This is a genomic window from Thermogemmatispora aurantia, from assembly GCF_008974285.1.
Lineage (GTDB): Bacteria > Chloroflexota > Ktedonobacteria > Ktedonobacterales > Ktedonobacteraceae > Thermogemmatispora > Thermogemmatispora aurantia.
In genome coordinates, this window is record NZ_BKZV01000010.1 from 45,412 (window position 1) to 56,534 (window position 11,123).

Annotated in this window: 8 protein-coding genes; 5 read left to right on the forward strand and 3 right to left on the reverse strand. The window is 61.9% G+C overall.

Annotated elements, in window-relative coordinates; genetic code table 11:
- Nucleotides 1–347 precede the first annotated feature (347 nt).
- Nucleotides 348–2,030, forward strand: coding sequence for a DUF4129 domain-containing protein (locus KTAU_RS20850; protein WP_170293472.1), 1,683 nt, complete (start codon nt 348–350; stop codon nt 2,028–2,030).
- A gap of 456 nt (nt 2,031–2,486) precedes the next feature.
- Here the strand turns inward: KTAU_RS20850 and KTAU_RS20855 are convergent, their stop codons facing one another.
- Nucleotides 2,487–3,155 (reverse strand): transaldolase family protein, encoded by a 669-nt coding sequence (locus tag KTAU_RS20855; protein WP_151730171.1) that lies wholly within the window; start codon nt 3,153–3,155, stop codon nt 2,487–2,489.
- A 4-nt stretch (nt 3,156–3,159) separates the two neighbouring features.
- Between KTAU_RS20855 and KTAU_RS20860 the strand changes: the two genes are divergently transcribed.
- Both KTAU_RS20860 and KTAU_RS20865 read left to right on the forward strand, forming a co-directional pair.
- Entirely contained in the window at nt 3,160–4,236 is a 1,077-nt protein-coding gene (locus KTAU_RS20860; protein WP_170293473.1) for a methyltransferase, read from the forward strand.
- Between the two features lie 2 nt (nt 4,237–4,238).
- Nucleotides 4,239–5,849, forward strand: a complete 1,611-nt coding sequence (locus KTAU_RS20865) for an amidohydrolase (RefSeq protein WP_170293474.1) — start codon at nt 4,239–4,241, stop codon at nt 5,847–5,849.
- A gap of 87 nt (nt 5,850–5,936) precedes the next feature.
- Here KTAU_RS20865 and KTAU_RS20870 read toward each other — a convergent pair whose 3' ends face one another.
- Entirely contained in the window at nt 5,937–6,467 is a 531-nt protein-coding gene (locus tag KTAU_RS20870) for a protein-tyrosine phosphatase family protein (protein WP_151730174.1), read from the reverse strand.
- Nucleotides 6,468–6,734: 267 nt separating this feature from the next.
- On the opposite strand from KTAU_RS20870, the gene KTAU_RS20875 reads away from it, so the two are divergent.
- A complete protein-coding gene (locus tag KTAU_RS20875) occupies nt 6,735–7,910 on the forward strand; it encodes an aminotransferase class I/II-fold pyridoxal phosphate-dependent enzyme (RefSeq protein WP_151730175.1) in 1,176 nt (391 codons plus the stop codon).
- Between the two features lie 67 nt (nt 7,911–7,977).
- Here KTAU_RS20875 and KTAU_RS20880 read toward each other — a convergent pair whose 3' ends face one another.
- Nucleotides 7,978–9,042, reverse strand: coding sequence for a LacI family DNA-binding transcriptional regulator (locus KTAU_RS20880; protein ID WP_151730176.1), 1,065 nt, complete (start codon nt 9,040–9,042; stop codon nt 7,978–7,980).
- Nucleotides 9,043–9,593: 551 nt separating this feature from the next.
- On the opposite strand from KTAU_RS20880, the gene KTAU_RS20885 reads away from it, so the two are divergent.
- Nucleotides 9,594–11,117, forward strand: a complete 1,524-nt coding sequence (locus KTAU_RS20885) for a sugar ABC transporter ATP-binding protein (RefSeq protein ID WP_151730177.1) — start codon at nt 9,594–9,596, stop codon at nt 11,115–11,117.
- The last annotated feature ends 6 nt before the right edge of the window (nt 11,118–11,123 follow it).

Sequence of the window (11,123 nt, forward strand, 5' to 3'; positions counted from 1 at the left end):
GCCGTTGAGCCTGGCGCCTGCACTGATATATGGGCATGCTGCTCTGAAATTATAGAACGGCCTGGCGCTGATCTCAGGAGCATGGTCCAGATCAAAGCAGGCAGAGAAGTGAGGGGGGGGAAGAGGGCACTTTGCAGCTCCCTCTGGCTGGCGATACAATGAAAAGACAATGCTTCCAGGATGATCATCCATCACCCACACGGCTGTCCGCCAGCGGAACGGGGGCAGAGTGCCCTCGACAGGGATAGCAATTTGCTGTTGCTGCCGGGTGTGTCGTTGGCCGAGGCGACATGCGGAGCAGCGGAGCGGGAAGCGAGTATGAGGCACGTGGTGCCAGGGAGAAAGGCGTGAGATACAAAGATCCTTTGAACGGCGAGCCCGAGCTGCCAGATGATCTGTTAGTGCGCATTGTTCTTGCAGAGCGGAGACGCCGCGAGCGCCTTTCGCAGAGTACCGCCTATCTGCCAGGCGTGCGTACAGCGGGTGAGCGCCTTGTGGCCTATCTCTGTCTCGCTCTTGAGGTCTGTGCCCTGGCCGCCTGGCTGCAGGTGCTGGCTGAGCTGCATCTCTTCATGAGCGCACAGCCACTGCTGCCACTCTGGGTGCTCTTCCCGCTCGGCGCGCTGGCGCTCTGGCTCACGCGCCTATGGGAGCAGCGCCTTGTGCGCCACACGCCGCCGCTCGATGAATTCGACCGTCCTGGCGAGCCGCTGCCGGGCAGAAGTCTCATTGTGGGCCTGCTAATCGCCAGTGCGCTCTGTCTCTGCTGGCTCAACAATTATGCCGCGGCCTTTCCGCTCTATCATCCAGCCTGGCTGCTCGCGCTAGGCAATGACCTCCTTGCTCTACGACCTGCCGCCTATCGCAGCGTGGCCATTCTCCTTTGTACGGCGCTGCTGGTCTGGCGAGGGGCGAAACGGGCACGTCAGGAGGCGGAGCCAGCGCTGGTGCGCTGGGCCTTCATCGGGAGCGGCCTGCTGCTGCTCCTGGCGATGCTCATTCACCTCGGTCACGGCAGTGACACTGACCAGAGCCTGGTCAATGCGGGCACGGTGGTCTTCTTCTTGCTCATCCCGCTCTTTATCTATTGCGCTCTCCTAGCGCAGGCACTGGCGCAGGCTATTGCAGAGCGCCGTCTCCATCCTTTCGGCCTGGAAGGAAGCATGCAAGAGCAAGAGCGAGCCATTCTGCTTCTCTTCTTGGGCCTGGGCCTGCTCATGGTGCTCCTCAGTCTGGCGGTTGCTGCGCTGGCGGGTGCCAGCCTCTTTGAGGTACTCCGTCGTGGACTGGCCTTTCTCTCGATGCCGTATGATTGGCTCGTGCGCGGCCTCGCGCAGCTCATCGTCTGGTTGCTCACGCCGCTTTTCTGGCTGCTGCAAGCCTTCCATTTTCAAACTTCAGAGCCGATCATCTATCCACTGCGAGGGCCGGGCTTGCCGGGCCTGAGACCACCTGGGGAGAGCACCAGCCTGCCAGCAGGCCTGCTTCTGGCCAGCCGTATCCTGGTGCTGCTCATCCTGGTTCTGATCGTGGTTGGCTGCCTTCGGCTGATCGGGAGAACCTTGCGCCAGCGGCGAGTGCGACTCTATGAGCGAGGGGAGCTTGAGGAGCGTCACGAGAGCCTGTGGTCTACGGCCCTTTTCTGGAGTCAGATCTGGGAAGTGCTGCAGATCCTGGCGAGGAAGTTGAGAGATGCTCTTGTACACGGACGGCAGGCCGTCGAAGCCCGCAAGCTGTTGAGGCGAGGGACGCGGCAGGAAGCGGTAAGGAGCCTGGAGAGCATGCGGGCCATTTATCGTGCTCTTCTGAAGGAGGCCAGACAACAAGGCTATCCACGCCTGCCCAACGAGACGCCCCTGGAATATCGGCGACGTCTGGAGGCCGCCACTCCTCTGGCAGATCCGCACCTGGAGTGGCTCACGGTGGCTTATCTGGCATCGCGCTATGGTCGACAAGAGCCTGACGCCACGCGGTTGGCTCAACTACGGGCTGGCTGGCAGGAGCTGCGGAATCGCTGGCACCGGCGCTGAGGGCCTGGTTTGGGTGAGGGATGGCGGGATTGGCAGCGGGAAGGGGCAGGTTAAGAGGATGGGGGGTGATGAGAGGGAGAGCCAGGGCGGAGGCGACGAGATGGGAAAGGGGAGGAGGAGGCGAGAAGCCGGGTGCAAAAAAGCCTGAAGGGGAGGCGCCCTTCAGGCTTCCGAAGTAACCACCCTCACCACGTTGCGCCGATCCGTGTCGAGCAAGTAGTAGTAGTGAGATGACGGAGAACTGCCCAGAGAGACGTGCCACCCTGCCACGTTGCCTGACCCCAGGAGTCCCGTTTCTCTACTATCCCCCCCACATTTGCCTCGCGCCCGCGGAACCGTTCTCTGAAGCTCGTTACGCCTACATAATAGCGCGCTCAGATGAGAATCGCATGAACGTGGGGGGCTAATCAATGAACATTCTTTCATCGTTCGCGTATGCTAGCGAGACGTGAACGATTACAGTTTGTTCATCTTCTCCCAGTCGCGGTTGAAGCGCTGAATGGCCTCCTCGCTGAGGGGGTCGCTGATGAAATCAAGCAAGACCTGGGGAGGGGCAGTCAGGTCGTGAGCGCCGGCCAGGAGAGCGCGGGCGGCCTCCTCGGGTGTCTTAATGCTTGCCACCAGCACGCGCGTGCTGGTTGGCTCCGGGGAGCGGCAGAGCGAGGCCATCTGAGAGATGCGGGTTGTGGCATCGATCCCGGAGCGCTCCAGGCGGTTGTAGTAAGGAATGACGAAATCGGCGCGCACCTGAAGAGCACAATACGTCTGGGGCACGGTGGTGACAGCGGTAAAGGCCAGCGCATAGCCCTGGCTGCTCAGGCGGCGGGCCACGCGCATGCCCACCTGGTTCATAGGGATTTTCGGGATAACACGCTCGGGTGCCATCTCGATGTAGCTGAGGGCCTCACGATACATCTCCTCTTCCTCGCTGGCGCCTGGCTGCATGAAGACATGGCCGCTCAGGGCTTCTAGCAGCGCCTCCAGCACCTGGCGGGGCGAGAGCTGCTGACCGCGCTCACGGGCGGCCAGCAACAGCGTTGGATTGGTGGTCACGCCGGCTAATGGTACCGTGCGGGCCACGTTCGTGATATCATCTATGAAAGCAGTATCAACGTAGAGGGCCATGCGTATGCTCCATCCTCAACTCTTAGCTGACAATGTTCCTTTGCATGCTGAGCAGCGCTTGCTGATCTTAAATTCAGCGGCGGACCCCTTTGTCCAGATAGCCGCGCGTCAGCTCAGCCGTGGGCGAATCATCCTGGCGGAAGACAACGTCGGCGCCCTTGAACAAGCGTACGCTGTCCCTGCCCGCAGCCAGTTACAACACATTCCTTTCCATGAGTATACGCGAGAAACTTCGCCGAATACCATAGATGTCGCGGTCATGAATCTGCTCTATCAGCCCTCCAAAGCCTGGGTCTACTATGGGCTGGAGGCGGCCCGCTATGCCCTCAAGCCCGGCGGACGTCTCTATGTGACTGGAGCGAAGGATCGAGGGATTCTCTCGATTGCGCGGCGCATGCGCGAGTCCTTTGGCAATCTGGAGACGGTAGAGATCAGCAAGGGCTGGCGGGTCGTAGCGGCGGAGAAGACTGCAGAGACGCCTCTCTCTGCGGAGCCGCCGGCCTGGCCGCAGCGCGAGGTCTTTGCTGGTGGTGAGCTGGATGAGGGGACGCGCCTCTTGTTGGAAGCGCTGGAGGTCTATGTGACCGATGTGGCGCTCGATCTCGGCTGTGGAGCCGGCTATATTGGCCTGCATATTGCTGAGCGTGCTCGCAAGGGCAGTGTGACCCTGGTTGATGCCAGCCTGGCGGCGGTCGCCCTGGCGCAGCAGCGGCTGCAGGAGAAGGGCCTGAGCAACGCCCAGGCTTTGCCCAGCGATGCCACCAGTGCCGTGAGCGGGCAGCGTTTCAGCCTGATCGCGACCAATCCTCCTTTCCATGTGTGGGGCGTCAATACGAAGGCCGTCGGCGAACGCTTTATCCGCGAAAGTGCCCGGCTGCTGACGCCGCGCCGTGGGCGCTTCTACCTGGTGGCCAATCGCTTCTTGAAGTACGAGCCGGTGCTGGAGGAGTGCTTTGAGGAGGTGCAGGAGGTGGGCGGCAATAGTCGTTACAAGATCCTGCGCGCTACCTCGCCGCTGCGTCCTGGGCGGCGCAGTGAGCGTGCTGACGAGCTAACCCAGCTCTATAAAGGATGGCGCTGAGGATGAGCCGAATAGTCTATCTCAACGGCAAGCTCTATACGATGGACGCCTCTCGACCCCAGGCCCAGGCGATGGCCGTCGAGCGTGAGAGTGGGCGTATCCTGGCGATCGGAGACAATGTCGAGGTCCGCCAGGCTGCCGGGTCCCGGGCCGAGCTGATCGATTTGCGCGGCAAGACAGTTCTGCCGGGTTTCATCGACGCTCATATCCATCTGCTAGCCACTGCTTACCGCAGCCACGACATCGACGCAGCGGCCTGCAATAGCGCCGACGAGGTGGCTCAGTTGGTGCGCGAACGCGCGGCCCGTACGCCACTCGGTGAGTGGGTTGTTGGCAACCACTGGGATCGCAATCGCTGGCCGTCGCGCGCTTTCCCCACCAGGGAGGTGCTGGATGCGGCAGCGCCCGAGCATCCGGTCGCCCTCTGGAGTAAGGACGGTCACCTGCTATGGGTGAATTCGCTGGCCCTGGCGCGGGCGGGCATCACCGCTGAGACGTCCGATCCGCCCGGCGGCGCTATTCTGCGCGATGGCAGTGGTCAGCCGACTGGCATTTTGCAGGAAGGGGCAGCGATGGAACTGGTCGCTCGCCTGATCTCCCCCCTTTCACCGGTCCTGGCGCGCCAGCTCCTGCAGGAAACGCTCGCGGCGCTCCTGCGCTCCGGCATTACGGCCATCCACGATATCGAAGATCGCGCGACCTACGATTTATTAGCTTCCCTGCGGGCAGAGGGGCGCCTGCCGCTGCGGGTGCGCATGATCCTCCAGCGTCATCCCCTGCCTGAGCTGCGTGCCGGTCTGCTCAAAGCCGACGAAGAGGATGACCTGCTACGCATTGGGGGCATCAAGATCTTCGCCGATGGCACCCTTGGCTCGCAGACCGCCGCCATGCTCGAAAGCTACGAGGGTAGCCTCTCTAATTACGGGATTCTGGCGACGCCCGAGGAAGAGATGCGGGTCCTGGTCAGGGAGGCGAGCGAGCTGAATCTGCTCATTGCCATCCACGCTATTGGTGATCGGGCGGCGCGCGTGGCGCTCGATGCCATTGAACTGGCCGAGCGCCATCTGACCGAGCGGGGCCAGCGCCCTGGCAAGCGCCTGCGCTATCGCCTGGAGCATGTGCAGCTGATCCACGCTACCGATCTGGAGCGGATGCACCGTCTGGGCGTCATCGCCTCGGTACAGCCCTATCATGCCGTGGCCGATCGCGACATTGCCGAACGCTACTGGGGGGAGCGCCATCGGCGGGCCTATGCCTATCGCACCATGTACGAGCGTGGTATTGCTCTTGCGCTGGGCTCCGATGCGCCCGTCGAGCTGTTTGATCCGCTGCGCATCATCTACGCCGCTGTCCAGCGTACCGATCCCGAGAGCGGGCGCCCCTCCTGGTTGCCGGAGCAGGCGCTCTCGCTGGGGGCTGCGCTCTATGGCTACACTCTTGGGGCGGCCTATGCCGGGGCTGAGGAGGCCGACAAAGGCTCGCTCAGCGTCGGCAAGTTTGGCGACGCCGTAGTCTTGCCCGAGGACCCTTTTCAGATCTCGCCTGAGCGCCTGGTCAGCAACGGCATTCAGGCCACCATCGTGGGCGGCCTGCTGGTCTACGGCGAAGTTTAAGCGAGTGTGGCCCCTGACTGACCCTGGTCGCCAGACAGATCATCGCGGAGAGAGCTGCTGGCTGCACTCGGCTCAGCTCGGATCAGTCTAGGCATCGTCAAGAAAAGGCAGGCCCTGCTGGCGATAGTAGCGCTCCAGGGCCTCAATCCACTCCAGCTGCGTCGGCGTCTGTGGCACAAAGCAGCCGCGCGCCGACGAGAGCAGGCCCACGGCCAGCGGCACCGAGTAGCCTGCGCGCACCAGCAGTCCGGCGGCGATCATCGCTGAGCGCCCAATGCCGAGGCGGCAGTGGATAGCAATGTGCTGGCCGGCACTTAGCAGCTCATGCAGCTCGCTCAGCAGGTCTTGGATCTCGCCATCCAGCGGCGGCCCCTCCAGATCAGGGATTGGGAAATGGAAATAGCGCAATCCCTGCTCCTGGCATGTCTGGGCCTCGCGCTGCAGGCCGATCTCTTCAATTTCCTCGCCTGTGAGCAGTGAGACCAGCACATCTACCCCTGCGCTGCGCAGCGTCTTGATGGCCTGCTCCAGCAAGGCGCCGCCCGCCGGATGCCCCATAATGCTCAGACGCTGATCCTTCAACAAATCAACGGTGTACAGTCCTCTCACCACAGCCATCTTGCAACATTCGACTCCCTACCAGATACCAGGCTAGCTAGCTACTAGATAAGACCAGAGAGATGGGAAGGCGGGCGGACCGGCTCAGCTCAATGGCCCTGCTCTGCCCTGATGGACAAAGACATCAGGCCGCTCCGTTGGCTCGGTCGAGTACAGGTCAGCCTTAGCGGGCGCTCGCCTTCCTCCCCCAGAGCGGCATATACTCGGAGTATACCAGAGAGGTATAATAGTCTCAACTGATCAACGCTTTTTGAGGAGCACACAGGCATGGCTACTGCTGCTCGGCGTGTAGCGAGCTTTGGGACTACTATTTTTACGGAGATCAACGTCCTGGCACAGCGGTACAACGCCCTCAATCTGGGGCAAGGGAGGCCCGATTTCGATACCCCACCCGACATCATCGCCCAGCTCGTGGCGGCCTTGCAGGCCGGCCAGTACAATCAGTACGCCCCGGGACCAGGGACGTCCTCGCTGCGCCGCGCCGTGGCCGCTCACGCGGCGCGCTTCTATGGCCTGGAGATCGACCCGGAGCGCGGCGTCATTGTGACCGCGGGCGCTACTGAGGGCATCTTTGCCGCTGTCCTGGGCCTGGTTGATCCCGGCGATGAGGTCATTGTGATCGAGCCATTCTACGATTCCTATGTGCCCAATATCCTTATGGCCGGAGCCACCCCCGTCTACGTGCCCCTACATCCTCCTCAGTGGACCTTCGACCCCGCTGAACTGCGCGCCGCCTTCACGCGCAAAACACGCGCTCTTATCCTTAATACCCCACATAATCCCTGTGGACGCGTCTTCTCACGTGAAGAGCTAACTGGCATCGCTGAACTGTGCATTGAACACGATGTAACTGTCATTGCCGATGAGGTCTACGAGCACCTGATCTTTGACGATGCGCGTCATATTCCCATTGCCACCCTGCCTGGCATGTTCGAGCGCACTGTGACGGTCAGCAGCTCGGGCAAAGCCTTCAGCGCCACCGGCTGGAAGATTGGCTGGGTCTATGGTCATCCCGACCTGGTGGACGGTGTCGCCCGCGCCCATCAGTTCATCACCTTCGCCGTGCACCATCCCACCCAGGAAGCCATTGCCTATGCCCTGGGCCTGCCAGATAGCTACTACTGTGGCCTGAAGGAGCTGTACGAACACAAGCGCCAGTTGCTCTTGCAAGCTCTCGATGCGGCGGGCCTTCCGTATCGGGTGCCCGAGGGCACTTACTTTGTCCTGGCCGACTTCTCGCCGGTCTTCGACGGCACGCCGCTCGAATTTGCACGCTATCTCATCAGCGAGATCGGCGTGGCCGGTATTCCCCCTGAGACCTTCTACTGTCCTGAACACGCCCATATCGGCAGCAAATATCTGCGCTTCTCCTTCTGCAAAAACGACGAGACCTTGCTGCAGGCAGGTGAGCGCCTGGCAAAACTGGCCACCAGGCGGCGTTAGAGAGCGAAGCAGCAGTTGAGGAGAAGCAGCAGGTGGGGAGCAAGGCAAGAGAGGGACGGGCGGGCGCTCAGGGGGAGATAGGAGATGCGTTGGGTCGCGTGAAGTAGGGGCGCCGCGGACGGCGGTAGCTGCTGGATTCGCGCACGATCAGCTCGGGCTGGTAGGTAAGCTGGCGGTGCTCGTGCGTAGTAGGATGGTCGGCCTCATCCAGGAGTAGCTCGGCAGCGCTGCGGCCAAGCTGATACTTCGGCTGGCGCACGGAGGTCAGCGGCGTCGAGAGCATGCCGGCAAAGTCAACATCGTCGTAGCCGACGAGAGCAAAGTCGCGCGGGATCGCAAAGCCGCGCCTGGTGAGGCCGCGCATGACTCCCAGGGCCAGCAGGTCATTGGCGCAGAAGATGGCTGTGGGTCGCTCAGCCTCACTCACACTCAGGATCTGCTCGACAGCGCGCTCTCCTTCGCGGGCATTCAAAAAGGGCCTGGCAACCTCTAAGACTACCTGGGCGGGGTCAGCGCCCACCGCGCGCACTGCCCGCTGCACGCCCTCCAGACGATCAGCGCATTGACGAATCGAATGCGGGCCATTTACAAAAGCAATGCGCTCGTGGCCCTGGGCCAGCAAATGCTCTGCGGCCAGCTCGCCCCCATGTACATCGTCGACGGCCACCGAGCAGAGATCCGATTGCCGACTCGGACGGTCCAGCAAGACCACAGAGATGCCACGCTTGCGCAGGCGATAGAGATGGGTGTGGTCATCCAGCACGGGGGTGATTAGCACGCCATGCGCCCGCTGCTCCTCCAGCACTCGCAGATAGTGGGCCTCGCGCTCGGGCGAATCGTCTGAATTGCAAAGAATGACGACGTAGCCGGCCTCGCTGGCCACATCCTCGACGCCGCGCGCTACCTCAGTAAAGAAGGGATTGGCCACATCGAGCACTACCAGACCGATATAGAGGCTACGCCCGGCGCGAAGCTGGCGCGCCGAACCATTGCGAACAAAACCCAGCTCGTCAATGATGCGCTGCACGCGCTGTCTTGTCTCCTCTGCTACCAGCTCGGGGTGATTCAGCACATTAGAGACGGTCCCAAGCGAGACGCCGGCCCGCTCGGCTACCTCACGAATACTTGGCATGCACGCACTCCATAGACCGAAGCGAAATCCATAGGCATGAAGATGATAATGATAAGGCAAGCCCCGTAGTGCTGCAGGCAGTCCGGCGGTCGCCTCCTCTCAACACGGGCCGCTCCTGCGCGCTGGGGCGGGGTCTCTCGTCGCTGTGCACGGTTCTGCCTGGGTCGAGTCGCAGTCTGCCCGCCGTCTGCCAGGGCAGAAGATCCTCTCCTGGCCCTACCAGCAGCCGGGAGAACTGCTGAGGCCACTTCCTCTGCTGGCTGACCTGACTGTATCACTGTATCACAAGATAGTATGCCACAACTGTTTGCCCTCTGGCCATCTTCCTGCCGTTTGCCTTGCGCACAAGGGCGCTCTGCCCCTTGACAATCGGGCCGGCCTCGATTATACTCTCAGCATTGAAACGTTTCAATTAGCAGCCGGCCCATATACCCCGGCCAGTGGGGGCCAACGACCAGGCTCACTGACTGGCCGATTGCCTGATCGTCGGATTGATCAGCAGATAGAGTGTAACACTGATCGTCAGCGAAAGACACTCACCAGGGGGAACTATGGAAGTTGCCGCGCCGCAGGCGGCGGTGCCCGTGATCGAGCTGGTCGGCGTTAGCAAGCGTTTTGGAGCCATTCAAGCCCTCAAAGAGGTGGACTTGAGCCTCTATGCGGGCGAAGTCCATGCGCTGGTAGGCGAGAATGGTGCCGGCAAAAGCACGCTGGTAAAGATTCTGGCAGGCGTGCACCGCCCCGATCGTGGTCTCCTCAAAATTAGCGGCGAGGCGGTCGAGCTGCGTAGCCCTGCGCAGGCTCAGGCCGCTGGCATCGCTGTCATTCATCAGGAACCGACCCTTTTCCCCGACCTTGATGTGGCTGAGAACGTCTTTATGGGCCATCAACCGCGCGATCGCCTGGGGCGCATCGATTGGCGCCGTATGTATCGCGAGGTAGAGCAGCTGCTGCAATCGCTGGGTGTGGAGCTGAATGTCTATCTACCGGTGCGCGGCCTCTCGGTGGCTGATCGGCAGTTGGTCGAGATTGCGCGGGCCTTGTCGCAGGATGCACGTGTCTTGATCATGGATGAGCCAACGGCCTCGCTCTCGCCGCGTGAGGTGGAGGAACTCTTCACCATCGTCGAGCAGCTGCGCGCGCGGCAGGTGGCGATCCTCTTTGTCAGCCATCGTCTGGAGGAGGTCTTTCGTCTGGCCAGCCGCGTGACGGTCTTGCGCGATGGGCAGCGAGTGATCACTGCCCCTGCTCAGGATCTGACACCCGAAGAGACTGTTCGTCACATGGTAGGGCGAGAGCTGGCGGCTCTCTTCCCCAAGGAGGAGGCAGCAGTTGGTGAGGTTGTGCTGGAGGTACGCCATTTGTCCCGTGCCGGTCTCTTCCGCGATGTGAGCTTCCAGCTGCGGCGTGGTGAGATCCTCGGGCTGGCTGGTTTGGTGGGAGCAGGTCGTACCGAGGTGGCGCGCGTCCTCTTCGGCATCGATCAGGCCGAGAGCGGCGAGATCCTGGTTGATGGGCGCCCGGTCAGCATCCGTTCGCCGCGCGAGGCCATGCGCTATGGCATCGCCTATGTTCCCGAAGATCGCCATCAGCAGGGCCTTGTCCTCGATTTCTCCATCGCTCGAAATATCACTCTTTCTATTTTAAAGCGAGTCGCGCGTTTCTCGCTGATCAGGTCGCGTCAGGAGCTGAAAATTGCCGCCGATTATGCTGAGCGCCTGCACGTACGAGGCGGGCGCCTGACCCAGCCGGTGCGCGCGCTCTCGGGTGGCAATCAGCAGAAAGTAGTGCTGGGCAAATGGCTGGCGACCGAGCCGCGTATCCTCATCCTTGACGAGCCAACGCGTGGCATCGACATTGGTGCCAAAGCGGAGGTCCATCGCATTGTCTCCGAGTTAGCCGCGCGTGGCCTGGCCATCCTCCTGATCTCCAGCGAGCTACCCGAGATACTGGCCATGTCGGATCGGGTACTCGTCATGCACGAGGGCCGCATCAGTGGCCTGTTCAGCCGCGCCGAGGCCGATCAGGAGAAAGTCATGCTGGCAGCAACGGGACAGAACAGACAGAGCAGGTGAGCGAGG